The organism is Propionibacterium cyclohexanicum (genome assembly GCF_900111365.1).
Classification (GTDB): Bacteria; Actinomycetota; Actinomycetes; order Propionibacteriales; family Propionibacteriaceae; genus Propionibacterium; species Propionibacterium cyclohexanicum.
The window spans coordinates 60,289-86,325 of the sequence record NZ_FOGZ01000012.1 but is presented as its reverse complement, the minus strand read 5'-3'; the positions used below and the strand labels follow the sequence as shown (position 1 = coordinate 86,325).

General features: G+C 67.3%; 20 protein-coding genes and 2 tRNA genes. 13 read left to right on the top strand and 9 right to left on the bottom strand.

The window, feature by feature from the left end; all coding sequences use genetic code 11:
• Positions 1-223: 223 nt before the first annotated feature.
• Positions 224-3,058 (bottom strand): FAD-binding and (Fe-S)-binding domain-containing protein, encoded by a 2,835-nt coding sequence (locus BMX93_RS07230; protein WP_425438771.1) that lies wholly within the window; start codon positions 3,056-3,058, stop codon positions 224-226.
• A 4-nt stretch (positions 3,059-3,062) separates the two neighbouring features.
• Positions 3,063-3,521 (bottom strand): MarR family winged helix-turn-helix transcriptional regulator, encoded by a 459-nt coding sequence (locus BMX93_RS07225; RefSeq protein WP_091969552.1) that lies wholly within the window; start codon positions 3,519-3,521, stop codon positions 3,063-3,065.
• 142 nt (positions 3,522-3,663) lie between these two features.
• Between BMX93_RS07225 and BMX93_RS07220 the strand changes: the two genes are divergently transcribed.
• Positions 3,664-5,544 carry an AMP-dependent synthetase/ligase gene (locus tag BMX93_RS07220; protein WP_091969574.1) on the top strand — a complete coding sequence of 627 codons (1,881 nt, stop codon included), beginning with the start codon at positions 3,664-3,666 and terminating at the stop codon, positions 5,542-5,544.
• A 6-nt stretch (positions 5,545-5,550) separates the two neighbouring features.
• Positions 5,551-6,420, top strand: coding sequence for an acyl-CoA thioesterase (locus BMX93_RS07215; RefSeq protein WP_091969550.1), 870 nt, complete (start codon positions 5,551-5,553; stop codon positions 6,418-6,420).
• A gap of 81 nt (positions 6,421-6,501) precedes the next feature.
• Here the strand turns inward: BMX93_RS07215 and BMX93_RS07210 are convergent, their stop codons facing one another.
• The 3 genes from BMX93_RS07210 to pepN form a co-directional block, all read right to left on the bottom strand.
• Positions 6,502-7,305: a hydroxymethylpyrimidine/phosphomethylpyrimidine kinase gene (locus tag BMX93_RS07210; RefSeq protein ID WP_091969548.1), complete on the bottom strand. Its 804-nt coding sequence runs from the start codon at positions 7,303-7,305 to the stop codon at positions 6,502-6,504.
• 72 nt (positions 7,306-7,377) lie between these two features.
• Positions 7,378-8,859 (bottom strand): NADP-dependent phosphogluconate dehydrogenase, encoded by a 1,482-nt coding sequence (gene gndA, locus BMX93_RS07205; protein ID WP_091969546.1) that lies wholly within the window; start codon positions 8,857-8,859, stop codon positions 7,378-7,380.
• A gap of 110 nt (positions 8,860-8,969) precedes the next feature.
• Positions 8,970-11,582 (bottom strand): aminopeptidase N, encoded by a 2,613-nt coding sequence (gene pepN, locus BMX93_RS07200; protein WP_425438772.1) that lies wholly within the window; start codon positions 11,580-11,582, stop codon positions 8,970-8,972.
• A 125-nt stretch (positions 11,583-11,707) separates the two neighbouring features.
• On the opposite strand from pepN, the gene BMX93_RS07195 reads away from it, so the two are divergent.
• From BMX93_RS07195 to ligA, 3 genes are all read left to right on the top strand, one after another.
• Positions 11,708-12,325: a mycothiol-dependent nitroreductase Rv2466c family protein gene (locus BMX93_RS07195; RefSeq protein WP_177170110.1), complete on the top strand. Its 618-nt coding sequence runs from the start codon at positions 11,708-11,710 to the stop codon at positions 12,323-12,325.
• A gap of 153 nt (positions 12,326-12,478) precedes the next feature.
• Positions 12,479-13,225 (top strand): nuclease-related domain-containing protein, encoded by a 747-nt coding sequence (locus tag BMX93_RS07190; protein WP_143052846.1) that lies wholly within the window; start codon positions 12,479-12,481, stop codon positions 13,223-13,225.
• A 111-nt stretch (positions 13,226-13,336) separates the two neighbouring features.
• Positions 13,337-15,535: an NAD-dependent DNA ligase LigA gene (ligA, locus tag BMX93_RS07185; RefSeq protein ID WP_091969539.1), complete on the top strand. Its 2,199-nt coding sequence runs from the start codon at positions 13,337-13,339 to the stop codon at positions 15,533-15,535.
• 39 nt (positions 15,536-15,574) lie between these two features.
• On the opposite strand, the gene BMX93_RS07180 is transcribed toward ligA, so the two are convergent.
• Both BMX93_RS07180 and BMX93_RS07175 read right to left on the bottom strand, forming a co-directional pair.
• Positions 15,575-17,032, bottom strand: coding sequence for a hypothetical protein (locus BMX93_RS07180; RefSeq protein ID WP_143052845.1), 1,458 nt, complete (start codon positions 17,030-17,032; stop codon positions 15,575-15,577).
• A gap of 30 nt (positions 17,033-17,062) precedes the next feature.
• Positions 17,063-17,986, bottom strand: a complete 924-nt coding sequence (locus tag BMX93_RS07175) for a DMT family transporter (RefSeq protein ID WP_091969535.1) — start codon at positions 17,984-17,986, stop codon at positions 17,063-17,065.
• Between the two features lie 232 nt (positions 17,987-18,218).
• Between BMX93_RS07175 and BMX93_RS07170 the strand changes: the two genes are divergently transcribed.
• Together BMX93_RS07170 and BMX93_RS07165 are read left to right on the top strand one after the other, a co-directional pair.
• Positions 18,219-18,485 carry a GlsB/YeaQ/YmgE family stress response membrane protein gene (locus BMX93_RS07170; RefSeq protein WP_091969570.1) on the top strand — a complete coding sequence of 89 codons (267 nt, stop codon included), beginning with the start codon at positions 18,219-18,221 and terminating at the stop codon, positions 18,483-18,485.
• Between the two features lie 177 nt (positions 18,486-18,662).
• The gene (locus BMX93_RS07165) at positions 18,663-19,235 is read left to right on the top strand and encodes a hypothetical protein (RefSeq protein WP_143052844.1); all 573 of its coding nucleotides are present in this window, start codon (positions 18,663-18,665) and stop codon (positions 19,233-19,235) included.
• Positions 19,236-19,249: 14 nt separating this feature from the next.
• Here the strand turns inward: BMX93_RS07165 and BMX93_RS07160 are convergent, their stop codons facing one another.
• Positions 19,250-19,432: a hypothetical protein gene (locus BMX93_RS07160; RefSeq protein ID WP_091969531.1), complete on the bottom strand. Its 183-nt coding sequence runs from the start codon at positions 19,430-19,432 to the stop codon at positions 19,250-19,252.
• Between the two features lie 304 nt (positions 19,433-19,736).
• A tRNA-Pro gene (locus BMX93_RS07155) sits at positions 19,737-19,809 on the bottom strand.
• Positions 19,810-20,013: 204 nt separating this feature from the next.
• On the opposite strand from BMX93_RS07155, the gene BMX93_RS07150 reads away from it, so the two are divergent.
• The 6 genes from BMX93_RS07150 to BMX93_RS07125 all read left to right on the top strand — a co-directional run bounded on the left by BMX93_RS07150 (position 20,014) and on the right by BMX93_RS07125 (position 26,015).
• Positions 20,014-20,087 (top strand) — tRNA-Gly (locus BMX93_RS07150).
• Between the two features lie 190 nt (positions 20,088-20,277).
• Complete coding sequence (gene tig, locus BMX93_RS07145; protein WP_091969529.1) at positions 20,278-21,921, top strand: trigger factor; 1,644 nt, start codon at positions 20,278-20,280, stop codon at positions 21,919-21,921.
• A gap of 211 nt (positions 21,922-22,132) precedes the next feature.
• A complete protein-coding gene (locus tag BMX93_RS07140; protein ID WP_091969526.1) occupies positions 22,133-23,314 on the top strand; it encodes an AI-2E family transporter in 1,182 nt (393 codons plus the stop codon).
• Between the two features lie 48 nt (positions 23,315-23,362).
• On the top strand, positions 23,363-24,580 hold the full coding sequence (locus tag BMX93_RS07135) for an AI-2E family transporter (protein ID WP_091969525.1): 1,218 nt from the start codon (positions 23,363-23,365) through the stop codon (positions 24,578-24,580).
• Between the two features lie 143 nt (positions 24,581-24,723).
• Positions 24,724-25,329, top strand: a complete 606-nt coding sequence (locus BMX93_RS07130) for a ClpP family protease (protein ID WP_245725781.1) — start codon at positions 24,724-24,726, stop codon at positions 25,327-25,329.
• A gap of 8 nt (positions 25,330-25,337) precedes the next feature.
• Positions 25,338-26,015: an ATP-dependent Clp protease proteolytic subunit gene (locus tag BMX93_RS07125; protein WP_091969521.1), complete on the top strand. Its 678-nt coding sequence runs from the start codon at positions 25,338-25,340 to the stop codon at positions 26,013-26,015.
• Positions 26,016-26,037 lie beyond the last annotated feature (22 nt).

Sequence of the window (26,037 nt, the reverse complement as noted above, 5' to 3'; positions counted from 1 at the left end):
GACAGCGCGCTCACGCAGCGCGGGATCAATCTTCTTCGGCATGACATCTATCCTTCCAACTCACAAGGATGCGGCATCAAACCTGGGGCGCTTCAGGGTCCAAGACCTTGCGGGTGTGTATCGTGCACCGGCGCCCAGCCCGGCAGGCCCAGCCCCCCGCCGTCCCGGGGCACATGGACGACCAGTGGCCGTGTGAGAGCACGCGGAGCATCCACCGAAGCCCTCACAGATGGGCGGCGATGAGCTCTCCCATCGACATCGCCTGGCGTCCGCGCAGGTCGGAGATCTGCTTGCGGCAGCTGAACCCGTCCGCCAGCAGGATCGCGTCGGGTCCGGCCGCGTCGATGGCCGGCAGCAGATCGTGCTCGGCGACCGCCACGCTCACCTCGTAGTGGCCCTTCTCCACACCGAAGTTCCCGGCCAGACCGCAGCAGCCACCCAGCGTCACGACCTCGGCTCCGGTGCGCGCCAGCAGCGCCGCATCGGCCTGCCAGCCCAGCACCGAGGCGTGATGGCAGTGCGGCTGGGCAACAATCGTGTGTCCGCTCAGATCCGGGGGAGTCCAGCCCGGCAGCTCACCGAGCAGTTCCGCGAGGGTACGAGTGGCATGGGCGACAGTGGCCACCCGCGAATCGCCTTCAAGGAGCTCGGCCGCGTCGGAACGCCACACCGCCATGCAGCTGGGTTCCATTCCTACGATCGGGGTGCCCGACTCGGCGATCGGGGTGAGCACGTCGAGGGCATGACGCAGGTGGTGGCGCGCTCCGTCAAGCTGACCGGTGGTGATCCACGTGAGGCCGCAGCAGGCATCCTGCTCGATGATCTGCGGAGCGAAGCCCGCCGAGACGAGCGTGGCCACCAGCCCCAGGATCTGGCCGCCCTCGAAAGCGTCGCTGAACGAATCGACCCAGATGGCCACCGGCCGCCCCTCCGCAGGGCGCCGGCGAAGCTGCTTCGCCGCCTCAGTGCGGGCCGAAGCCCCCCTCCGGAAGCGCGGCATCGGCCGGCGCAGGTCGACTCCCGCCACGGTCTTCACCATGGCGCGCAGGCCCGGGGTCTGGGTGAACACATTGCCCAGCGCTCCGACCCGCAAAGATGTGACGAGCCTGCCCCAGGTGGGAAGCTTGCCCATCGCGTAGTGCGAGAGCGGACGCAGCCGATGCCGGAAGCGCTCGAACAGAACCCTCGACTTGTACGCGGCCATGTCGACGCCGGTGGGGCAGTCGCGCCGGCAACCCTTGCAGGCGAGGCAGTAGTCCAGCGCCTCGGCCAGCTCGGGGCTTCGCCAGCCCTTGATCAGCCCCCCGTTGATCATCTCCTGCAGCACCCTGGAGCGTCCGCGTGTCGAGTCCTTCTCGTCGCCAGTGGCCTGGTAGCTGGGGCACATCACCCCACCTGCGGCGGTGGTGTCCGCCAGGCACTTGCCCACTCCGGTGCACTGGTGCACGTGGCGGGTGAACGCGGGATCTGCGATGCGCAGCGGTGAGTCGATCGTCGCCGCAACGCGCACATTCGCTGCCGTCGACTCGGGAGCGACGATGACTCCGGGGTTGAGCAGATTCGCCGGATCGAAGATGTGCTTCACCGCACCGAACAGGCGGATGGTTGCGGGGGAGTACATGAGCGGGAGCAGCTCACTGCGGGCCCGACCGTCGCCATGCTCACCCGACATGGAGCCGCCGTAGCTGGCCACCAGCCGGCCGGCATCCATCATGAAATCGTGGTACCGCTGTGTGCCGCCGGGCTTGTCGAAGGGGAAGTCGATGCGACAGTGCAGACAGCCCTCGCCGAAATGGCCATAGGGCAGTCCGTGCAGATCGTGCTGCCTGAGCAGGGCATCGAAATCCCTGAGGTACTCGCCCAGGTGCTCAGGTGGCACGGCGGAATCCTCCCATCCTGCGTAGGCGGGATTCTTCAACGCGACGCCAGCCAGCCCGGCCGCGTCGGAGCGGATACCCCACAGCCGCTTGGCCTGTGCCGGATCGGGCACGACCCAGCCCTCGACCGCGTCGCACGAGCTGACCATCGCCCGCGCCCGCTCGGCGATCTCGCCCGGGTCCTCGCCGACCAGCTCCACGAACGTCCAGGCGTCCCCGCGCGGCAGCGGCGGCACCGCGGCGGCCCCCAGGCGCTCGGCCACCAGCGCGGCGAGCCGACGATCCATGCCCTCGATGGCGGTGGGCCCGAACGTGAGGATCGATGGCGTGGCCGCTCCGGCCGCGGGCATCGAGGAGTATCCCAGGGCCACCATCGTCTTGTGGGGGGCGTCGGCAACCAGCTTCACGGTGGCCCTCGTCATGATGCCGAGCGTCCCCTCGCTGCCGGAGAAGAACTTGGCGGCATCGCGCCCGTTCTCGGGCAGCAGATGCTCGAGCGAGTAGCCGGAGACCTCGCGAGTGAAGCGGCCGCACTCGGTACGGATCGGGGCCAGGTTGGCGTCCACGAGCTCGTCGAGCCTTCGCAGCAGGTCGGGGCGCTCACCGGCGCCGCGGCCCAGCGTCAGCCGCTCGCCCGTGCCGGTGATCACCTCGAGGCTCTCGGTGTTGTCGGCGCTGCGGCCATAGCCCAGCGCGCGGGGACCGCAGGCATTGTTGCCGATCATCCCACCGATCGTGCACCGATTGCTCGTGGACGGGTCGGGCCCGAATCGCAGGCCGAAGGGCGCTGCGGCCTTCTGCAGGGCCTCCTGGACGACACCGGGCTGGACGACGGCCGTGGCGGCGTCCGGGTCGATCGAGAGGATCGTGTGAAGATGCCGGTGCATGTCGATCACGAGTCCCCGACCGATGGCATTGCCAGCACAACTCGTGCCGGCACCGCGCCCGGTGATCGGCAGACCTACACGCAGCGCCGCCGCGATGACGGCCGCCAGCTCGTCCTCGCTGCGCGGGCGGGCCACCGCCTGGGGCACGATCCGGTAGACGGATGCATCGGAGGAATACAGCGCCCGGGTCAAAGTGGAGCTGTCCAGGCAATTGCCCGGGCCGAGTTCGGCATCCAGGGCGCGAAGCTGGTCGGTGTCCGGCGCATTGCTCGTGTTCGCTGCGGTGGTCGTCACCGGCTCAGTCTCTCACCGCCAGCACCGCCGCCATTGCCCGCCCCAATGCCCGGTAGTCCTGGGGGTCCATCACATCGACCAGCGCCTCGCGCACCGAGCGGACATGGGTGGGTGCCGCTTCGACGAGCAATTCCATCCCGCGGTCGGTGAGTTGCGCCAGCACGCCGCGGCGATCCTTGTTCGCCCGGCAGCGCTCCAGCAAGCCCTGCTTCTCCATCCGTGCCGCGGTGTGGGTGAGCCGCGAACGCGACTGGTGGACCGTGGAGGCCAGCTCCGACATCCGCACCGCATGATCGGGCGCCTCGGACAGCGCCACGAGGATCTCGTACTCGTTGAGGTCCAGGTGGAAACTGCGCAGCGCCTCATTGAGGTGGTCGTTTATGCGGGCCACTGCAGACAGATATGTCCGCCAGATGCGCTGCTGCTCGGCGCTGAGCCACACGGTGTTCTGCTCATCGGACATAGCGATAATTGTAGGGTCAGGGCCCGCCGCGCCGAGCCCTCGGCTGCTGGGCGCTGGCGAGGCCGTCTGGGCCACCGCAGCACCGCATCTCGCTAGGATCGTCGGGAAACCACAGATCTCCTGGGCCACGAGAGGTGCAATGATGACCAGCGTTCGCGACCAGATCCTCGCCGAGTGCCCGCCGAGTTATCCGGCGATGTTCCGCAAGCGGGTCGCCGACGACCCGGACAAGATCGCCTATCTCGTCCCACAGCATCGCGAGCCTGAGGAATGGGTCGAGGTGACCTGGCGCGAGGTTGCGGCCGAGGCCGACGAGCTCGCAGCTGGATTCATCGCCCTGGGGCTCTTGCCCGAGCAGCGGGTCGCGATCGCAGCCATGACGAGGATCGAATGGGTGATGGCCGACTACGGCATCGCCTGCGCTGCCGGGGCGACAACGACGCTCTACCCCAATATGCAGGGTCCCGATGTGCTCCACATCCTGAGCGATTCCCAGAGCGTCATCGTGGTCGCCGAGAACTGGGCGCAGGCACGCAAGGTGCTTGACCAGCACGAGCTCGACGGGCAGGTGCATCACATCGTGCTCTTCGACGACGACCGCCCGGCGGGTGTGACCGACGAGCGGCTGGTCAGCTGGCCTCAGCTGCACGAATTGGGACGCGAGTACCTGGCGGGCCATCGCGAGGTGCTCGACGAGCGGCTGGGACTGATGGGTCCCGAGACGCTGTCCACGCTCATCTACACCTCGGGGACCACCGGCGAGCCCAAGGGCGTCGAGCTTGCGCACCGCTGCTGGACCTATGAGGGCCACGCCATGAAGTATCTGTGGGGCGATGTCATCGGCTCCGACGACTCGGTCTATCTGTGGCTGCCGCTCTCCCATGTCTTCGGGCGCGATCTGCTGGCCACCCAGCTGGCCATCGGCTACACCATGCCCGTGGACGGGCGTATCGATCGCATCGTGCAGGGCATGGCCGAGACCCACCCCACTGTGATGGTCGGCGTGCCGCGCATCTACGAGAAGATCCGCGCCACCGTAATGACGATGAACTCCCCCAAGGGGATCAAGGGCCAGATCGCCCGCTGGGCCTTCGCGATCGGCCGCGAATCGCGTCCCTACCGCCTCGAAGGGCGCCCGATGCCCTGGGATGCGAAGCTGCGCTATGCGATTGCCGACCGCCTTGTCTTCAAGAAGCTTCGCGACACCCTGGGCGGACGCATGCGCTTCATGGTCTCCGGATCGGCGAAACTGTCTGCCCAGGTCCAGGCCTGGTTCTATTCCGCAGGGATCATCGTCATCGAAGGCTATGGCATGACCGAGACGGCGGCAATCGCCGCAGTGAATGTGCCTGACAAGCCCCGATTCGGCTCCGTGGGGCCGCTGACACCTGGCATAGAGGTGAAGATCGCCGACGACGGAGAGCTGTGGCTGCGTGGGCCGATCGTGGCCAGCGGCTATCACAAGCTCCCCGAGGAAACCGCCGAGGCCTTCGCCGACGGCTGGTTCCGCACCGGGGACATCGGAGTGCTCAGCGACGACGGCTATCTGACGATCACCGATCGCAAGAAGGATCTCATGAAGACCTCGAACGGGAAATATGTCGCGCCGCAGCGGGTCGAGTCGGCGCTGTTGGCCAACACCCCCTATATCTCCCAGGCCGTGGCGGTCGCCGAGGGGCGGCCCTATGTCGTGGCGCTGCTCACGATGGACCGCGAGGGGCTCGGAAAGTGGGCGTCCAACCACGGCCACGAGGGCGAGGACTATGCCACGCTCACTCAGCTGCCAGAGATCCGTGCGTCGATCGATCGTTTCGTACGCCGCACCAATGAGCACCTCGACCGCTGGGAGACCGTCAAGCGCTATGCCATTCTCGACCACGAGTTCGCCCAGGACACCGGCGAGCTCACGCCGAGCATGAAGGTGAAACGCGCAGTGGTGCTCGATCGCTACGCCGACGACATCGAGGCGCTCTACGCCCGCACCGATCGCACCGATCTCACCGACGCGAAGCAGGGTGACTGATACCGGATGCCCGCCTTCCATGCCCTGGTGCCGCTCCGCTGGTCCGATCTGGATGCCCAGGGACACATCAACAATGTCTCCGTGCTCGACTTCACCCAGGAGGCGCGTGCACTGTTCATGGCGAAGAGCCCCGAACCCGCCCTGCTGGTCAACGGCAGCGTGCTGGTCAACCAGCAGGTCGAGTTCCTGCGGCCGCTGAGACTGAGCGAACAGCCCATCGACGTCGGCCTGGGGGCCACCGGGATCGGCGCAGCTCGCTTCTCGATGGACTACGAGCTGCGGCAGGACGACGAGCTGTGCGCGCGGGTGTCCACGCTCATGTGCCCCTTCGACTTCGAACGACAGAGAGTGCGGGTGCTCCAGCCGGCCGAACGCGAGTGCTTGCGCCAGGTGAGCGTGCCGCCGGGCAGCTGGCCCGCGCTGCCCACCTTCAGCCTCTCCGGCTGGGGAGAACCCACCCCGCTGCGGGCGCGTTGGAGCGATCAGGACCGCTACGGCCACGTGAACAATGTGCGAATCCTCGATTGGGTTCAGGAGGCCAGGATCGAGGCCACCGCCAGGATCGACCCGGGCATGGCCCGGGCCGGCCAGCAGGGCCGCTCGGCCGGCGATCATCACGACATGTGGGTGGTGGCCCGCCAGGACGTGCAATACCTCCACCAGCTCAGCTGGCGCGAAGAACCCTATCTGGCACTCACCGCGCCGCTGCGAGTCGGCCGCAGCTCAGTGACTCTTGGCTGCGAGATCAGCGACCCGCGCGACAGCTCGGTGCGGGTGCGCTGCTGCACCGTGCTCGTCCACCTCGACGAGCAGGGACGCCCCTGCCCGCTGCCGGTGTCCACCCGGACGGCGATGGCGGGGCGGCTGGCGGCCTGATCTGACCAGCCCAGCTGCCCCCGCCGGCACCACTTGGGGGCTCGGGGCTGCTCGGGGCAGCTGTGGTGGCGGACAGGCAGCTCAGCGGCCGTAAAAGCCCTGGTACACGCAGTCGAACGGCGCCCTGCCGTGCATCCGGTGCTCGATCGCCGAGACCACGACCTGCTTGGCCGTGCGCGCCGCATCGAGGGGTGTCGCACCCTTGGCGATTTCGGCGGTCATCGCGGCGGCGAGCGTGCAGCCGGCGCCCGAGACCCTCTCCTGTCCGATGGCCGGCACCTCGAGCACCTCGAGGGTCGAGCCATCGTAGAACACGTCGAGCGCGGTTCCGGTGCCGAACAGCGTGCCGGCCTTGGCCAGCACATAGGGCACGCCCTGATCGTGGATCCGCTTCACGGCGTCCTCGAGCTGCGCGACATTGTGGATCTCGTCCATTCCCGACAACACCTGGGTCTCGAACAGATTCGGAGTCACGGCGGTGGCGAAGGGCAGCACCTTCTCACGCAGGGCGTTGTCGGTGTCCAGCGCCGCACCGGGCTCCTGGCCCTTGCAGATGAGCACGGGATCAACGATGACCTTGTCGAAGCGATATTCACCGAGCGCTGCCGCGACGGCGTCAATGGTTGCAGGCGTGCCGAGCATGCCGATCTTCACGGCGTCGATATGTCCGTGCACGGCGACAGCGGCCTCGATCTGGTCGTGGATGACCTGCGGATCGATGGGGACAAAGCGATGGCCCCACTCGTTGTTCGGGTCGAACGAGACGATGCAGGTGAGAGAGCTGGCACCGAAGACCCCCAGCGTGTGGAAGGTCTTGATGTCGGTCTGGGCGCCGGCGCCCCCTGAAGCCTCTGAGCCGGCGATGGCGAGTGCGATCTTGGTCACGCTGTCAGTTGTACCCGATGCGGCAGGCCGGTCCCGCCTCGCCCAGCGGACGGGACCGGCGTCGCGCGGTGTTCAGTCGATGCGCGTCTCGCTGCGGTCCCCGGACCACTCGAGGTGGAAGTGCCCGTGGTCGTCGATGCGCTCGTAGGTGTGCGAGCCGAACAGATCACGCAGTCCCTGGGTGAGGGCGGCGTTGACGCGCGGGGCGCGCGCCGCGTCGTAGTAGGCCAGCGTCGCCGAGAAGACCGGTGCTGGCACGCCCGCGGTCACGGCGGCGGCCACCACCGAACGCCACGCGTCCTGATACTCGGCCATCTTCGGGGCGATCGAAGGGGCCGCCATGAACGAGACCAGCTTCGGATCAGTGCTGTACTCCTGGCGGATCTGCTCCAGCAGCTCGGCGCGGATGATGCAGCCGGCTCGCCAGATCTTCGCCGCCTCGGCGACATCGATGTCCCAGCCGAACTCCGCACCACCGGCGCGGATCTCGTCGAAGCCCTGGGAATAGGAGACCACCTTGGAACACCACAGCGCCTTGCGGATGTTCTCGATGAACGCGTCGCGGTCGTTCACGCTCACTGTGCGGTCGGGGCCCTTGAGTGCTGTGCGGCCGGCGGCGCGCAGCTCGTCGAGGCTCGACTCGGCGCGGGCGAAGACCGCCTCGCCGATACCGGTGGTGGCCACGCCGAGTTCCAACGCGGTCTGCACGGTCCAGGTCCCGGTGCCCTTCATCTGGGCCCGGTCCGCCACGATGTCGATGAAGTCCTTGCCGGTGCGAGGATCCTTCTGACGCAGCACCTCGGCGGCGATCTCCACGAGATAACTGGACAGCTCGCCCTCGTTCCAGCTGGCGAAGGTCTGGGCGCACTCCTGGTTCGACAGGCCCACGGCCTTCAGCAGCTCGTAGGCCTCGCCGATCACCTGCATATCGGAATACTCGATGCCGTTGTGGATCATCTTCACGAAATGCCCGGCGCCGTCGGGTCCCATCCATGCACAGCAGGGCTCGCCCTCATAGTGCGCGGAGATCGTCTCGAGCATCGGACCGAGGATCCGGTAGCTCTCGGGGGTTCCGCCCGGCATGATCGACGGGCCGGTGAGCGCACCCACCTCACCGCCCGAGATCCCGGCGCCCACGAAGTGGAAACCCTTGCCGGAAACGTACTTCTCGCGTCGGATGGTGTCGCGGAAGAAGGCATTGCCGCCGTCCATGATGACATCGCCCGGCGACAGCAGCGGGAGCAACTCCTCGATGGTGGCGTCGGTGGGGCCGCCCGCCTTGACCATGCAGATGATGGCGCGGGGCTCGGCGATCGACGCCACGAAGTCCTCAATGTGCTCGGAGGCGATGAACTCGCCCTCATCGCCGTGCTCGGCGATGAGGGTCTGCGTCTTGGCATAGGTGCGATTGAACACGGCAACCCGGTAGCCGTGGTGAGCCAGGTTGCGCGCCAGGTTCGATCCCATCACCGCCATTCCCACGACCCCGATGTTCGCCTTGGTGCTGTTGTCCGGCTTCGTCTGCGCCGTCTCGGCAGTGGCCTGTGCCGTCATGAAAGTCCTCTCAGCCCAACGATCCGCCCACCTGGCGGGATGCGTGTCCATCATGCCATCGCCCGCAGGGCCGACCGGGGTGCTCCCCGCCGGCCTCACGATGCCGCTGCTCAGTGCCCTTCAGCCCCGAACTCCTGGGCCGCGAGCGCCCGGAGAGTCTGGTCGCGGTGCTCGCTCACGGCGCGCCTGACCGGGGCCGACAAGTCGGCCTTGGCCGCCCACCCGTCGAGGCGGTCCAGCAGGGAGCGGTCGGCCAGCGGAGCCGGCCACAGCATGTTGAGCACGGCTTCACGCGCCGCAGTGCCCCGCGTGGCCCAGATGCCCTCGTGGGACGAGATGAGCTCGCAAACCTGCAGATAGCGCTCCACATAGGGCTCGAGGAGGCTCTCCTGGCCGTAGTGCACGAAGTTGGCGCAGATGGTCCGATGGGTGGCATTCGGCACGGAGGGGTCCTCGGTGGCAAGCTGCCAGGCGCGGGCCTTCGCCTGGGGGTCGGCAAGCGCCGATTTCGCCCCGGCCGCCCGCTCGGCACCGGTGATCGTGCGGTCTCGTCCACGTTCGGCGTCGATGCGAGTCTCGTCGATCACTCCGATTCTGGCCAGCGTGGTGAGCACCTCCCATCGGCGGTCCTGGTCGATGACCAGGCCCGCGGGAACCGCCTCGCCGTCGAGCCAACGCGCCAGCCGTTGAGCGTCCTGCGGGCGGGCCGCGGTGGCGACCAGCGCGTCGGCCAGCGCCAGCTGGTGCTGGGAACCCGCAGCCGCAGCGTCAAGCAGGCCCCACAGCCCATCGGTCAGCCGGGAGCGCAGTTCCTCGCGTCCGGCGGGCGCGGTGTAGGCGGTGGCACAGCTCAGCGCCCTTCGCAGCGAGGTGCGCACCCCGGTCATGTCTGTCTCGGACCCGGCGCCCCGCAGGACCAGGTCGATGTAGTCGGCGGCACTCAATTGCGCGTCGCGGGCCATGTCCCAGGCCATCGACCAGACCAGCGCGCGTGCCAGCGCGTCGGGCAGGTCTGCGATGTGGGCCAGGGCGGTGGCCAGCGAGTGCTCGTCGAGGCGGATCTTCGCAAAGCCCAGATCGCGGTGGTTGAGGAGGATGAGGTCGGGGCGCGGACGCCCCGCCAGCGCGTCGATCTCGGTGTGCTCGCCGTCGATCTCCACTTCGAACGACTCTGCGATGGCGAGCTTGCCGTCGACAAGAGTGCCGAGGCCGATGGCCAGGTGGTGGGTGCGCAGCGTGGGATGGTCGGCAGGTGCGCTCTGGGTGATCTCATAGCGTCTCAGCACCCCGGCGTCATCCACCTCGGCGTTGGCGCGCAGCGTGTTCACCCCGCTGGTCTGCAGCCATTGCGCGGCGAACTGGGACAGATCGCGGCCACTGGCCTTCTGCAGGGCGTCCAGCAGGTCGGCGAACTCGGCATTGCCGAAGGCGTGCTCGGACAGGTACTCGCGCACTCCTGCGAGGAAGTTCTGCTCTCCGACGAAGGCAACGAGCTGCTTGAGCACCGAGGCGCCCTTGGCGTAGGTGATGCCATCGAAGTTCTGCTCCACGGCCTCCAGATCGACCATGTCGGCGGCAATCGGGTGGGTCGTCGGCAGCTGGTCCTGGATATAGGCCCAGCCCTTGCGGGCGTTGGCGAATCCGACCCAGGGGTCCGCGCCGCCATCGTGCTCGGCGATCTTCTGTTGCGCATAGTGGCTGCACCACTCCGCGAAGCTCTCGTTGAGCCACAGGTCGTCCCACCAGCGCATCGTCACCAGATCGCCGAACCACATATGGGCCAGTTCGTGCAAGATCGTGTTGTCACGCTGCTCGAGATCGGCGGAGGTCACCTGGGAGCGGAAGAGGTACTCGTCGCGGATCGTCACCGCTCCGGCGTTCTCCATGGCTCCCGCGTTGTATTCCGGCACGAACAGCTGGTCGTACTTGGCGAACGGATAGGGACGACCGAAGGCCTGCTCGTAGACACCGAAACCGGCCTGGGTCGTCGAGCGGATCCGGGCCGAGTCGAGGTGGGGTACCACCGACTGCCGGCAGACCAGGCTTGCGCCGAGCACGCCCTTCGCGGAGGCGACGGTGCCGCGCTCGACGTGGTATTCGCCGGCGATGATCGCGGTGATGTAGGTGGAGATGCGCGGGGTCGGTTCGAAGTGCCAGATCGAGGTGCCGCCTTGGGCAGCTGGGGCGGGTTCGGGAGAATTGGAGACGACGATCCATTCGCGTGGCGCCCGCACCGTGAACTCGAAGCTGGCCTTGAGGTCGGGCTGCTCGAAGCAGGCGTAGGCCCGGCGGGCGTCGGCGCTCTCGAATTGGGAGTACAGGTAGACCCGCCCGTCGGCCGGGTCGACGAAGCGATGCAGGCCCTCACCGGTGTGGGAGTAGCGGCATATCGCGGTGACGCTCAGATCGTGGCTGCCCGCCGGTGCGCTCAGCGGAATGCGGCAGTCCGCGAAGAGCTGCGGGTCGAGAGGGCTGCCGTCCAGCTCGATGCGCGTCACGTCGTCGGCGATGATGTCGATCCAGGTGTCCGAGCCGTCGCTGGCGAAGCGCACCGTGCTCACGGAGGAGAACGTCTCGTCGGGATCGGCCAGTGCCCGGCCGTCCGCGTCGTGGCCGGTGAGATCCAGCGAGATCCGGTACGACTCGACCGACAGCGCCGCCGAGCGTGTGCGTGCTTCATCGCGGGTGATGTTGACAGGGTTCATGGTGGCTCGTCTCCAGATTCGTTCGGCGTCGGTCTGGGTCCGAGGCTAATGCCCGTGCCGATCCGGGACCAACGAGAGCGCGTTGCTCGCAGGGCGATCTCTTCGGGCTTGTCCCGGTGGCCCGGGCGCGCTTGGCTTGGGTCATGGCCGAAACCGAGATTCAGAACGTGGGGTTGTGGTTCGATCCGATCTGCCCATGGGCATGGATGACGAGCCGGTGGATGCTGCAGGTGGAGCAGGTGCGTCCGGTACATACGGTGTTCCACGTGATGAGCCTGTCGGTGCTCAACGAGGGACGCGATCTTGCGGCCGGATACCGTGACGAGATGGACCGGGGCTGGCTCGGCGTGCGGGCCTGCATCGGCGTGGAACGCACCCATGGACAGCAGGCGCTGCGTGATTTCTACACCGAGTTGGGCACGCGCTATCACCTCAAGAAGCAGCCCATCGGCGAGGTCACGGTGGTCCGCGATGCCCTCAGGACGCTGGGACTGGACGAGTCCATCGCCGATGCGGCCGGCACCGATGTCTACGACGAGGCGCTGCGGATCAGCCACCACGAGGGGATGGACCCGGTGGGCGACGATGTGGGCACTCCGGTGATCCACATCAACGGGAGGGCGCTGTTCGGTCCGGTGATGAGTCCCGCGCCGAAGGGCGAGCAGGCCGGACAGCTGTTCGACGGGGTCTCGCTGGTGACCGAATACGACGGCTTCTACGAACTCAAGCGAACCCGCACGGTCGGCCCGATCTTCGACTGAGGAGCACGCAGTTCCTGCCATCGTCGTCGGATCGCTAGACTCGTGGGGCAAGATCACAGGCATGTGTTTTCGTCCGGAGCAGGGGCCTCCGCAATCACGAATCGTGCTTGTGAAAACCGGTTGCGTCCCCGCAACAGTTGACAGGTGATCTGGGTGAACGACGTCACGACCTATGTGCCGGCACGCCGGGCCCTTGCGCCCTTGGACGGCCCGTTCAAGGAAGCAGTGCGCGGCTATTCGGCCAAGCGGGCGATGCCGAACCCTGTCTCGCAGAGCGATTGGGACGAATTCCTCAGGGGCGGTGACCGGCTCAGCGATTATGCGGCGCAGCGGCCCGAGACCGGATTCCGGGCCTTCATCGACCGGCTGCTCGGACGCAATTCCGACGAGCGGGCTCGTCGTCTTGAGGAAGATGCCGACGAATTGCTCGCCCAGGAGCTTGTCCGGCTCGCGGCCCTCGATCCACGCTGGGGGTTCATGCAGCTGGCCCGCTCCAATTCCGAGCTGGCAGCCCTGCAGCATCTCGTGGTGGGCCCCGGCGGGGTCTACCTGCTCAATGCGAAGAACCATCCGGGCGCCAAGCTGTTCGTCGAGGGCGACACCTTCCTGGTGAACGGCCACGACCGTCCCTATGTAGCCACCAGCCGCACCCAGGCCACCCGGGCCACCGGACTGCTCAGCCGCGACTCCGGCTTCGACCTGGGCGTGACCGGCGTCATCGTCCCGGTGAAGGATCGCCGCCTGGTCATCCAGCAGGCCCCCGGCGATGTCGAGGTCATCGAGCGCAACGGCCTGTCCGAGTGGCTGCTCAACCAGCCCGAAGAGCTGGATGAGCAGGAGGTGATCACGGGCTATTCCGTGGCACGTCGGGCCACCAGCTGGAAGCCGCGCTGGCGCTGAGAACGCGCTGGGACCGGCAGGCAGCCGGCCTCGAGCCGCCAGACTCGAGCCGCCAGATGGGCGCGCTGGGGGAGTGGACGCCCAGCTTGTCGGCTTCGGCATGATGGGACCATGCCAGATGCTTTCGGAGGCTCCGAGGTCGAGCGGATCGGGGACGCCGGGCCCGAGCGCTCGGTGGCCCAGGCGGGTCCGGACGAGCAGCGCCGCCACCTGGAACTGGTCAAGGAGATCGACGAGGCCCAAGAGGCCTATTACGGCCGCGATGCGCCCGTCCTCACCGACGCCAGCTATGACCAGCTCATGGTCGAGCTTGCGCGCCTCGAGGAGCGATTTCCCCAGCTGCGCACCCCGGACAGCCCCACCCAGCAGGTCGGTGCCGCCAGGGCGGTGACGGATTTCGCCCCGGTCACCCACCCCGAGCGGATGCTCAGCCTCGACGACGTGTTCAGCATCGACGAGCTGAAGGCCTGGTTCGACCGGACGGTTGCCGCGCTGGGGCATGAACCCGCCTGGCTGTGCGAGGTGAAGATCGACGGCCTGGCGATCGACCTGCAGTATCGCGAGGGTGTATTGCACACCGCCGCGACGAGGGGCGATGGGCGCGTCGGGGAGGACATCACCCCGAACGCCCGCACCATCTCGGCGATTCCGCAGCAGCTGAGGCCCGACTCGTCCGGGCGCGTCCCCGCGCTGCTCGAAGTGCGCGGTGAGGTCTTCTTCCCGGTGGCCGATTTCGAGATCTTCAACGAGAAGGTCATCGACGAGGGGCACCCGCCGTTTGCCAACCCCCGCAATGCCGCCGCCGGCTCGCTGCGCCAGAAGGATCCGACGGTCACGGCGCGTCGGCCGCTGTCCATGATCTGCCACGGTATCGGCGCGCGCGAAGGGGTGGAGGTGCAAAGTCAGTCCCAGGCCTACCAGCTGCTCAGCGCATGGGGCCTGCCCATCAGCCCCTACAACAAGGTGGTCGCCACAACCGCCCAAGTTCTCGACTTCGTCGCCTACTACGGTGAGCACCGCCACGACGTGATCCACCAGATCGATGGCATCGTCATCAAGGTCGACGACCTGGCCCAGCAGGCCGAGCTGGGCGTCACGAGCCGGGCGCCGCGCTGGGCGATCGCCTACAAGTACCCGCCCGAGGAGGTCAACACCCGGCTGCGCGATATTCAGGTGAATGTCGGACGCACTGGACGGGTCACCCCCTTCGGCGTGATGGACCCCGTCGTGGTCGCCGGTTCGACGGTGGCCATGGCGACCTTGCACAACGCCCATGAGGTGAAGCGCAAGGGGGTGCTCATCGGGGACACCGTCGTACTGCGCAAGGCTGGCGATGTCATCCCCGAGATCGTGGGCCCTGTCGTCGAGCTGCGCACCGGTAGGGAGCGGCCCTTCGTGATGCCCACCCACTGTCCCTCGTGCGGCTCCCTCTTGCGTCCCGAGAAGGAGTCCGACAAGGACATCCGATGCCCCAACGCCGAGTCGTGCCCCTCCCAGCTGCGCGAACGGCTGTTCAGCCTGGCCTCGCGTTCCGCGCTGGACATCGAGGCGCTCGGCTATGAGGGAGCCTCGGCGTTGCTCAGTGCCGGGGTGCTCGGCAACGAAGCAGCCCTGTTCGACCTCACCGCAGACCAGCTCCTCACCGTGCCCTTCTACACCAGGGCGGCCTCGCGTCAGGAGCTCAAGGATCCCGACGCCGTGGAGGCCCCCGGCATTCGTGCCGGACGGGTGCTCTCGGCGAATGGACGAAAGCTGCTCGGCAATCTGGCAGCGGCTCGTGAGCGTCCGCTATGGCGGGTGCTGGTGGCATTGTCGATCCGTCATGTCGGGCCCACCGCGGCGCGGGCTCTGGCGGCCCGGTTCGGTTCCCTTGACGCCATATCGGCTGCCTCGGGTGAGGAGCTGGCGCAGGCCGAGGGCGTGGGGGCCGTGATCGCCGAGGCGGTGCAGGAATGGTTCGGCGTCGGATGGCATCGGGAGATCGTCGAGCGCTGGCGCCGAGCGGGGGTCACCATGGCCGACCGGGCGGCCGGCGAGGATGCGCCCCAGACCCTGGCAGGGCTCACGATCGTCGTGACGGGGGGGCTGGACGGTTTCACGCGTGACGGTGTCAAGGAGGCCATCGAGGCTCACGGCGGCAAGGCCGCCAGCTCGGTGAGCCGCAGGACCGACTTCGTGGTGGTCGGCGAGAATGCCGGGTCGAAGGCGGCCAAGGCCGAGCAGCTCGGCATTCCGATGCTCGACGAAGGGGCCTTCACGAGGCTGCTGGCCGAAGGGCTGGGCCACGAAGGGCCCGATGGTCAGGGATGAGAAGGACCGGGCGGGTCTCCGCAGGCGTGCGCGCGCAATTCACGACCACACGAGCCAGGCCAGTTCCTCGTCGCTGAGCGGCCCGGAAGCCAGCCACGCGCGGGTGTGCTCGATGAGCTGGCCCAGCGGCGCGCCGAGGCGCTGCTCAATGCTGTCGGCTGCCTGCGGTGCGTGGTCGGCGGCCAGGGACAGGATCGCGCAGGCGAGCACGGTACGCATCCGCTCGCCCGCCGGCCTGGGCCAGGGCAGGGGACCGTGCAGCCAGCCGGTGGTCTGCCACAGGTCCTCGCCGGTGAACGGCCGGCCGCCGAGAACCTCGTCGAGGGCGTCCTGGAGCGGGTCGGCGGCTCGTGCGGGCATCGGCAGCTCGCATCGAAGCCCCGAGGCGTTGAGCAGCGTCATGGTCGACAACCAGCTCAGTTGCGTGGTCACACCCGGTATCATGGCGCCGAACACACCGCGGATCTGCCCGGCGAGCACGGGCGAGTCGATCTCCTGCTGCGAGGAGCCGAGCATCCAGTGCACCAACGGCGGGCCGATCAGCGGGTCTGTGCGCCGCGCAGGGCGGTCCAGGAAGTCCTCGAAGAATCCGCGCAGGAAGGACTCTGCCTCGTCCCGGGAGAGCAGCCCCTCGGCCTGGGTATGGTCCACGAGGAAGACCTGCGCAGCGCTGGCACAGCGGGGGTCGAGCGTGCTCAGGAGCGCGATGGCGCGTGTGCCCAGGCCCGCTCGCACCCCCTTGTCCCAGGTCAGGCCGAGCTCGCAGTCGAGTCCCGGACCCTGAATCCTCAGCTGCCGGAAACCCGAGTCCGCGACGAGGTGAGTGCCGCGCTCGTCCACCTCGGCGCGTGCGTTGGTCTGCACGACCGCGTCAGGGAGAGCGATGTCCACGCTTTCCCCGCTGGCCGGTGTGACACTCGCGGGCATCCACGTCGGGAGCAGTCCGGCCAGTGCGGCGAGGTTGTCGAGCTCACGGACGCTCCACGTGCACACTGCGGCCTGGGTAGGCGACAGCGTGAACGGCCGGCGGCCCAGCTCGATCTCCAGCGTCTGGATCGTGGCGTCGTCATCGCGCCAGCTGCCGGTGGCGAAACCACCGGTGAGGGTGGCCGCCAGGACGCGGGCGTCGCGAGCTCGCTCGTCGAGCACGAGGATCGAGTGGCTGCCACCCAGCCACGCCCGGATCGGTGCCGGTGCCCGCCAGCGGATCGACGCCGGCCCGCTGCGCAACTCGTCAGCGGGGCCGGCACTCACCACCACCCGCAGCGTGGGCTGGCCGCCACAGCTCAGCCGGACCAGCGCCCGGCCGCCACTGGCATGGCGCCATCGCCATTGCGCCTCGTCGTGGAACAGCTCGGTGTCCACGAGTTGCCAGTCGGCAGGCAGGACGATCCCCAGTGAGCCGATGAGCCGGCCCTGCGTCGTGTCGGTGACGTCGATACGGGGGCGGTCCTCGTCGGCACCGAAGACGACATCGCCCCAGCGGATCTCCTGCATGGTCCCCATCCTTCCTGGATCGGCACCGAGTCACAGCAGCTTGATGATCACGACCCCGACGACCATTGTCACCAGCCCGGCGATCCGCGCTGGGCTCAGCGGGCGTCTCGGCGTGCCCAGCAGCCCCAGCGAGTCGATGAGGATACTGCCGCCCATCTGCCCCAGCAGCACGACCATCACCGTCAGGCCGGTTCCCAGGTGGGGCACGAGCCAGGCGTTCCCGGCGACCACGAGAGCGCCCAGCAGACCGCCGAGCCACATCCACCACGGCCCCGAACCCAGTCGGCCGGTCGTGGCGCGCGGCCACTGCCGTCCCACGACGACGACCAGGAGCAGGGCCGCCGTGCCCACCGCGAACGAGATGAGTGCGGCGTGCAGCGCGGAATGCAGCACGACCCCCAGTCGCCCGTTGATCGCAGTCTGCATGGCACTGAGGCCCCCGGTGAGGATTCCGGCCATTCGCCAGACCAGCTGCGATCCCGGTGCTCTGCCATCCCCGCGGGGATGGGCGCCGGCGCCGACTGCCCACACCGCACCCATGAGGGTGAGCGCGGCGCCCAGTAGGCGCACAGCACCCAGCGGGTGGTGCGGTGAACCGAACCACCCTGCGGTGTCGATGACCAGGCCCATGGCCACTTGGCCGAGCACGGGCAAGATGACGGTCTCCACAGCTCCCAGGCGGGGGAAGAGCAGCAGATTGCCGGTGAGATAGATGACCCCCAGTATTCCGCCCGACCACGCCCACCAAGGCGTCCCGGATAGTTGTCCGGCGGTGATCCCCAGGCCCGCACCGGTCGCTCCGCTCAGCAGGGCGAGGAACGCCGTGCCCACCGCGAACGAGACGAGGGAGGCCAGCAGGGCAGCGCCGCCGAGTCGGAAGCGCAGCCGCGAGTTCACGCTGGTCTGCACAGGAAGCGCCACGCCAGCGGCGATCCCGATGAGAAGGGCAAGCAAGACGGCTCCATAATTCGAGGTTGAGCATCCACCGGCAGATCGATGGGCTGATCGATGATCGTCACGGCACCGCGAGCAGCCCGCATGAGCCTATCTCGCCTCATCGTGGGTGATTGGCTGGCCGTGTGCGGGGTATGGGAAAGCCGGGTGCGGAATACCGCAGTTCTTCCGCGCGCTGAACATGAACAGGCACCTCGCAGGTGCGACGACACGAAATCTAAGGATGTGGATCATGGGATTCCTCGGTTACCTGCTGCTCGGCCTCATTGCCGGAACGATCGCCAAGGCCATCGTCAAGGATCAGCTGGGCTGGCTCGGGACACTCGTCGCGGGCGTCATCGGTGCGATCGTCGGTGGGTGGTTGGGTGGTGCCCTGACCGGCACCGATGTCATGGACAAGTTCTTCTCGCTCCAGGCCTGGCTGTTCGCGATCCTCGGATCGATCATCGTGCTGCTCGTATGGGGCTGGATCACCAATCGGAGGTCAAGCCGGGCCTGACCGCCCTTGGGGGCGCACCGGGGGCGAAGCGGTTATCGTGTCCTGGCCAGGAGTTGCCGCCGGGGAATTGTCCCGGCGGCAACTCCTCTCCACATCCGCAATTCCCCGTGCGCACCCTCCCTTCGAGGAGCGCCGGGGAATGGGCTTGGAATGAGCATGGTCTGCCGGGAGGATCACATGAGCGGAATAGATATCAACTTGATTCGTGCGCAATTTGCCGCACCGCAGGGCACCGGCCGCGAGCGCGCGCAGACCGAACTCATTCTGCGGATGTGCGACGAGATCGAGCGCCTGTGGAGTGAGGCGCAGTGGCACGACCTGCGGGGCGCGGTGGTGGGAGGCATGGCCTCCGGCATGATGGAACGCAATGAGGCGACCATCGATGCTCTCGACCTCGCAGGGCGTCGCCTGGCGCACGAGCTGGTCGTCGAGATGAGACGGTGCCAGCGGTGCCGCGACAGCCTGGCGCTCGCCGAGATCGCCGCCGGAGAATCGGCCTCGGTCTTCGTCGTCGGCGATCTCGGGGTGCCCCACCTGGGCCGGCAGATCGTGGTCGACGGGAGGGAGCGGGGAACGCTGCGGGCACTGTCCCAGGCATCGCGGCATCCCGATGTGGAACACGAGGATGCGGCACCCGTGGAAGCGGCGTCGAGCGGGCACCGGGTGCATCTGATGACCGACACCGGGGAGTTCGATGTGGACGCCATGGTGTCGTGCATGCTCGTCCCCCCGACGTCAGATCAGTCCTGAGATCCGACGTCAGATCAGTCCTGAGATCTGACGCTCAGCTTGTCCATCGCGGCACGCAGCTTGCTCTTCTTGGCGGGCCGGCAGCACGGCGGCACCCAACCGTCCTGGACGTGGGGTTGGGACTCGTAGCCCACGAAGCCCTGCTGGTCCGGAATCTGCTTCTCGGTGGTCTTGTCGGCGGTCTGGTTGTGCGCCATGTCTGCCCCTATTCCTTGCGAATCCTTTGCGACTTGTGCCGTTCGAGCTGTGTCGGGCGAGTTCCGGGTGCCGTGCCGGCTCCAGAGCCCGCTCTAAGGCAAGCCTAAGCCCGCGTACTGCCGGCCTCGACAGGGGGCAGCTATGGTGCTCGCGCCCGTGTCCGGACGACGGCTGGACTGGTGTTGGTCCGCCCGGCGGGCGGACCGCAGAGAGGCCGGACCATGGTCAGGAACACAGGGACGAGGGCCAGGAGCATAGGCATCGACACCGGGTGCCGGGTGCCCGAGCATGGTCTGATCAGGGTCGGGGTGACCGGACTCGAACCGGCGGCCTCCTGCTCCCAAAGCAGGCGCGCTACCAACTGCGCCACACCCCGCCCGCATGCGTTCTCGACCGGAGGCTGTGCCTGCGGGTTGACGAGCGTGCGGCGTCCCTCGCTCGGCCTGTCCACTGGTGGGGCAGCCGACCGAACATCGTGAAGGCTATCGCAGAGGTTGCGTTCGACCCGAATCGGAGGGCGCTGCAGCGCGGACATGACCCGGCCGGGCAGTTCGTATAGGCTTGGGCCTGCTCATCGCACGCGAACGTAGCTCAATGGTAGAGCCCCAGTCTTCCAAACTGGCTACGCGGGTTCGATTCCCGTCGTTCGCTCCACTTCACGATCCGCCGCTGGTCCTAGGCGGATGGCCTTGTGTCTGCCAGTTCGGCGGGCACCGGTCGGATCCTGCGCTGCGGTCCGTCGCGGCGCGCCGAGCACGTCGTTGGTCGTTACCCGTCAGGCTCGCTAGGATTGGCGGGCGTTATCTGCGCGCTCTCGCGCAATGTCCGACAACCAGGAGTCCTAGTGCCCAGCACCGTCGAGCAGCTCAATCCCACCCGGGTGAAGCTCATCATCGAAATGCCTTTCGCCGAACTTCAGCCGAAGATCGACGGGGCCTACAAGCGGATCTCCGAGCAAGTGAATCTGCCCGGATTTCGTCAGGGCAAGGTGCCTCCGCGCTTGATCGACCAGCGCTTCGGGCGCGGCGCAGTTCTCCAGGAAGCCATCAATGACGCAATTCCGGAAGCCTACGCGAAGGCTGTCCAGGAACATGAGGTCGCTCCGATGGGCCAGCCCGAGATCGAGGTGAGCAAGCTGGAGGATGGCGAACTCGTCGAGTTCAGCGCTGAGGTCGAGGTGCGTCCTGACTTCGAGGTGCCCGATCTCAGCGACATCGCGGTAGAGGTGGAGCCTGTCACGGTCGACGACGACGAGGTCAACGAGCGTGTCGAGCTGCTGCGCCAGCGCTTCGCAACACTCACCGAGGTCGACCGCCCGGCCGCCGAGGGCGATGTCGTGCTCTTCGATCTGTCGGCCACCCAGGACGGCGCGCCGGTTCCGGATGCGGAGTCGAGCGGGATGCAGTACCGCGTGGGTGCCGGCGGCATGGTCGACGGACTCGACGAGGCCCTCGTCGGGATGAAGGCCGGCGAGACGAAAACCTTCGCGAGCACCTTGGCGGGCGGCCCCCACAAGGGCGAGGAAGCCGACATCAAGGTCACTGTCACCAAGGTGAACCTGCAGGAACTGCCCGAGCTCGACGATGACTTCGCCCAGATGGTCTCCGAGTTCGACACGGTCGACGAGATGCTCGCCGATCTGCGCGACAACCTGGTTCGGATGGCCCGTATCGGCCAGGCGAACTCTGCCCGCGACAAGGTGCTGGAGAAGGTGCTCGAGAAGGTCGACTTCGAGCTGCCGGCCGGCGTCCGGGAGCAGGAGGTGAAGGCCTACCACGACCAGATCGAGAGCCAGCTCAAGCAGGCCGGGCTGACGATCGAGCAATACCTGCAAGACAACGAGGACGAAGAGGCCGACACCCCCGAGGAGTTCTGGAAGGATGTCGACGATCGCGCCGAGCAGGCGCTGCGCGCCCAGCTCCTGCTGGACAAGCTCGCCGAGGATCGTCAGATCCCGGTGAGCCAGGAGGAGTTCACCCAGCTCCTCATGCAGAAGGCCCAGCAGAACGGCACCTCCCCGGAGCAGGAGGTCCAGCACATGACAGAGCACAATCACATGGCCGAGTGGATGGGCGAGGTGCGCCGCGGGAAGGCGCTGGGGCTCATCGTCGACGAGTCGACCATCACCGACACCGATGGCAATGTCGTCGAGCTGAAGTATCTTCAGTCCGATGGCACTCTTGCGGCCCCTGAGCAGGACGACGAGCAGGCGCCGGCCCCGGAGCTCGATGCTGCGGACGCACCGGCTGCGCCGGCACAGGCCGAGACCCCCGCTGCTCAGACCAGCTCGGAAGGTTCCGCTGGCGAAGCTTCTGGCGCCGACGAGGCGAGGGAAACCCCGCAGGCCACCGCCGAGGCCGAGGCGACCAAGAAGCCTGCCAAGAAGGCGGTCAAGAAGACCCCGAAGAAGGCGGCCGGCGACAAGACCGACGACAAGAAGACGGCCAAGGGCGCAACAACCGCCAAGGACGCTGATTCGGACGAGTGAGCCTGGGCCCGGCGCATGCGCGCGGGCAAGTGAGCCTGGCGCTGCGCGTGCGCTGCGGGCAATGAGCCGGCGACAGCGGCAGCCGGCCTCCCCGAGGGAGGGCCGGCTGCCGCTGTCTTGCGGGCCCATGGGCGGCGATCCGACTGAAACCGGGGCTGCCCGTTGCTAGGGTGATTCCTGGCCTGCACCCAGCAGCCGATAAGGAGCAACGATGAGCCCCATGCCCCCATCAGAGCCCGCCGAGACCCCCGAATCGCTCAGCTCCCGGGCCCCGGTGGTCCAGGGCGGTTCCGGCACCGCCACGCCCGCGCCGGCATCGGCCCTCACCTCCCCGGATGCGCCCGGGTTCCCACGCTTCCTCAAGGTGGCTCTGGGCATCGTGCTCGTCCTCGCAGCGCTGCTCATGCTGCGAGAGTTCGCCACTACCTTCGCGCCGATCTTCCTGGCGCTCAACCTCATGGTGACGGCCTACCCCTTGCACACCTGGCTCGTGAAACGACACTGCCCCTCGCCCATCTCGGCCACCATCGTGGCGCTGGTCGTCCTCGTCGTGCTCTTCACCTTCTTCGTGGGCCTCGCCTGGGCGGTCGGGGAGACAATCAGTCTGCTGCCCACCTATGGGAATGAGTTCAGCCAGATCTACCAGCAGGTCATCGACCTCGCGGCCCGCCTCGGGTTCGACGAACAGCAGATCCTCTCGTCCCTCAAGAGCATCGATCCGAACAGCATCATGTCGGCCGCCACATCGCTGCTCTCGGGAGCGTCGGGCTTCCTGGGGATCATGGCCGTCCTCGTGACCACGATCTTCTTCATGGCGATGGACACCCCCGGTTTTGCAGCACGATTCCGGATCGCCGAATCCGGCCATTCCCGTATCACCGCTGGCTTCTCGTCCTTCAGCCGCGGGGTGCGGCGCTATTGGATCGTCACTACCGTCTTCGGTCTCATCGTGGCTGTCCTCGACACGATCGCGGTGGCCATTCTCGGCGTGCCGCTGCCGGTGGTCTGGGGACTGCTGAGCTTCATCACCAACTACATCCCCAACATCGGATTCATCATCGGCCTCATCCCGCCGGCGCTGGTGGCGCTGGTCGCCCTGGGATGGAAGCAGGCGCTTGTCGTGGTGGTGCTGTACTGCGTGCTCAACTTCGTGGTCCAGTCGCTCATCCAGCCGCGCTTCACCGGTCAATCCGTCGGAGTCACCCCCACAGTCTCGTTCGTCTCCCTGCTCGTGTGGGGATCCGTGCTCGGTGCTCTGGGTACCCTGCTCGCGCTGCCTATGACGCTGCTGCTCAAGGCCCTGATCATCGACACCGATCCGCGGGCACGCTGGGTCAATGCGCTGCTGGCCAGCGACCCTGGGGACGCCGAGGACGAGCCGGCAGTCAGTTGAGCTTTGGGCCGGGGTGGACAATCGCGGCCGAAGACACAGGAGGACGCAGTGACAGGCGACGAGCAGGAAGAACCCGGTGTGAGACGCGAGGAGCAGGTCGGCGAGACCCCGGCCGCCACCGGCCAGCGCCCCGAGGCGGCATCCGCCCCGGCCCAGCAGGTGACGCAGGACCACCCGCCGGAGGCCATCGCCCAGGGGCCGTTCCGCGGCCAGCCCCACTGGCTGCCCCGGCTCACCGTCATCCTCATGGCGATGGCCGGCGTCGCCGGCACCCTGTGGACCTTCCAGCAGCTGTCCTGGCTCATCGCGCCGGCCTTCTTCGGCGCGAACCTGGTCATCGCGGTCTACCCCGTCTACACCTTCCTCAGGCACCGCCATCTGCCGTCGTGGCTGGCCGGGCTGCTCATGGCCCTGGTTCTCATTGCCGCCATGGTGGTGCTGGCCCTCTCGATGGTGTGGGCGGTGAGCACGCTCATCGACGCGATCCCCGGCTATGTACCGCGCTTCGTCGTCCTCTACAACGACCTGCGCACCTTCCTCGTGGAACACGGCGTCGACGCCGATCCGATGAGCTCCGTGTCGAACTACTTCGACCCGGCGCACATCATCTCCGTCGTCACGGGGCTGCTCGGATCGATCTCCGGCACCGTCGGTGCCGCAACGGTCGCCTTCTCGACGATGCTCATGGTGCTCATCGACTCCACCGGCTGGAGCGAGCGGATGAAGCTGGCCACCGGCTCGCATCCGCGCATCACGCACGCCATGAACGGATTCGCGCATGGCACCAGGCGCTACTGGCTGGCCTCCACCCTGTTCGGGCTCATCATGGCCGCGCTCAACGGAATCGCACTGCGCGCCTTCGATGTTCCGCTCATGGGCGTGTGGATGATCCTCACCTTCATCACCACCTATGTCCCCACCGTGGGCTTCTTCTTCGCGATGGTGCCACCGGTCCTCCTGGCCCTGCTCGTCAACGGCTGGCAGAACGCGCTGTGGCTCATGATCGTCTACTTCATCACCACCTGGGTGGTGCAGGGCTACTTCCAGCCGAAGGTCACCGGCAACGCGGTGGGCGTGAACATCACCGTGTCCTTCCTCTCCCTGCTCTTCTGGGCCTGGGTCTTCGGGCCGCTCGGTGCGATCATCGCGCTGCCCGCCACCCAATTCGTGAAATCGCTGGTGATCGACGCCGATCCGAAATCGCGCTGGGTCAACGCCTTCTTCGCCACCGATCCGGACCTGAGCGACGCGGATTCGCAGACCTGAGCTCGACCCAACCAGCCTCTGCCAGGGTGAGCGGCATCGGCTCAAGTTGACACGCCGCCAGCGAACAGTGGTGGCCGGTCTCCGCTTTGCCAAAGCGGCCGGGTAGGTTCATGGATGTGAACGACAACGTCAACTACCCCGTGCTGCCGCGGTCGGCAGCCGCCGGCGCAGGCGGCTTCGGCCTCAGCGACAACGTCTACCAATCTCTGCTGGCCAATCGCATCGTCTTCCTCGGCAGCGAGGTGAAGGACGAGAACGCCAACGCGATCTGCGCACAGATGCTGCTGCTCAACGCCGAGGACCCCCACAAGGACATCTACCTCTACATCAACTCCCCTGGGGGTTCGATCGACTCCGGCATGGCGATCTACGACACGATCCACTGGATCAGCAATGATGTCGCCACCGTGGCCATCGGACTCGCCGCCTCCATGGGCCAGTTCCTGCTCTCGGGCGGAACCCCCGGCAAGCGGTACGCACTGCCGCATGCCCGGATCCTCATGCATCAGCCGTCCGGAGGCATCGGCGGCACGGCCTCGGACATCAAGATCCAGGCCGAGCAGAGCATCCATCTCAAGCACGAGATGGCCGCGCTCATCGCAAGCCATACTGGCCAGACCGTCGAGCAGATCGAGAAGGACTCCGATCGCGACCGGTGGTTCACGGCGCAGGAGGCCCTCGAGTACGGCTTCATCGATCATGTCTACGAGCGCGCGTCGAAGATTCCCACCGACGCGCCGAATCAGTGAGGACCGTCATGCGACACGACATCGCCAATCTTGCGGGCGGCGGGTCTCCCGTCGTCCCGGCAGGGCTCGCCACCTCGCCCACTGCCGAGTACTACATCCCCCAGTGGGAGGAACGCACCAGCTATGGTGTGCGCCGGGTCGATCCCTACACGAAGCTGTTCGAGGATCGCATCATCTTCCTCGGCACTCCCATCAACGATGACATCGCCAATGCCGTCATGGCGCAGTTGCTGTGCTTGCAATCGATGGACGCGGATCGGCCGATCTCCATCTACATCAACAGCCCTGGTGGCTCGTTCACCGCACTCACCGCGATCTACGACACGATGCGCTATATCAAGCCTGCCGTCCAGACCATCTGCCTGGGCCAGGCCGCTTCGGCGGCCGCGGTGATTCTGGCGGCCGGCACCAAGGGCCAGCGCCTGGCCCTGCCGAACAGCAGGATCCTCATCCATCAGCCGGCCATCGCCGGCGAGGGGAGCTATGGGCAGTCCTCCGATCTGGAGATCCAGGCCACGGAGATTCTGCGCATCCGCTCGCTCATGGAGCAGATGCTGGCCGACAACACCGGGCGTCCGGTGGAGCAGGTCAGCCGCGATGTGGAACGCGACAAGTACCTCACCGCCCAGGAGGCGGTGGAGTACGGCATCGTCGACGACATTCTCACATCCCTCAAGGATCGCTGAGTGCCGTGACATATACCGGCTG

Excerpts from the sequence above, each read along its gene's own strand:
- BMX93_RS07225 (WP_091969552.1), bottom strand. The coding sequence starts at position 3,521 with ATGTCCGATGAGCAGAACACCGTGTGGCTCAGCGCCGAGCAGCAGCGC.
- BMX93_RS07220 (WP_091969574.1), top strand. The coding sequence starts at position 3,664 with ATGACCAGCGTTCGCGACCAGATCCTCGCCGAGTGCCCGCCGAGTTAT.
- BMX93_RS07215 (WP_091969550.1), top strand. The coding sequence starts at position 5,551 with ATGCCCGCCTTCCATGCCCTGGTGCCGCTCCGCTGGTCCGATCTGGAT.
- gndA (WP_091969546.1), bottom strand. The coding sequence starts at position 8,859 with ATGACGGCACAGGCCACTGCCGAGACGGCGCAGACGAAGCCGGACAAC.
- BMX93_RS07195 (WP_177170110.1), top strand. The coding sequence starts at position 11,708 with ATGGCCGAAACCGAGATTCAGAACGTGGGGTTGTGGTTCGATCCGATC.
- ligA (WP_091969539.1), top strand. The coding sequence starts at position 13,337 with ATGCCAGATGCTTTCGGAGGCTCCGAGGTCGAGCGGATCGGGGACGCC.
- BMX93_RS07180 (WP_143052845.1), bottom strand. The coding sequence starts at position 17,032 with ATGCAGGAGATCCGCTGGGGCGATGTCGTCTTCGGTGCCGACGAGGAC.
- BMX93_RS07170 (WP_091969570.1), top strand. The coding sequence starts at position 18,219 with ATGGGATTCCTCGGTTACCTGCTGCTCGGCCTCATTGCCGGAACGATC.
- BMX93_RS07165 (WP_143052844.1), top strand. The coding sequence starts at position 18,663 with ATGAGCGGAATAGATATCAACTTGATTCGTGCGCAATTTGCCGCACCG.
- BMX93_RS07160 (WP_091969531.1), bottom strand. The coding sequence starts at position 19,432 with ATGGCGCACAACCAGACCGCCGACAAGACCACCGAGAAGCAGATTCCG.
- BMX93_RS07140 (WP_091969526.1), top strand. The coding sequence starts at position 22,133 with ATGAGCCCCATGCCCCCATCAGAGCCCGCCGAGACCCCCGAATCGCTC.
- BMX93_RS07125 (WP_091969521.1), top strand. The coding sequence starts at position 25,338 with ATGCGACACGACATCGCCAATCTTGCGGGCGGCGGGTCTCCCGTCGTC.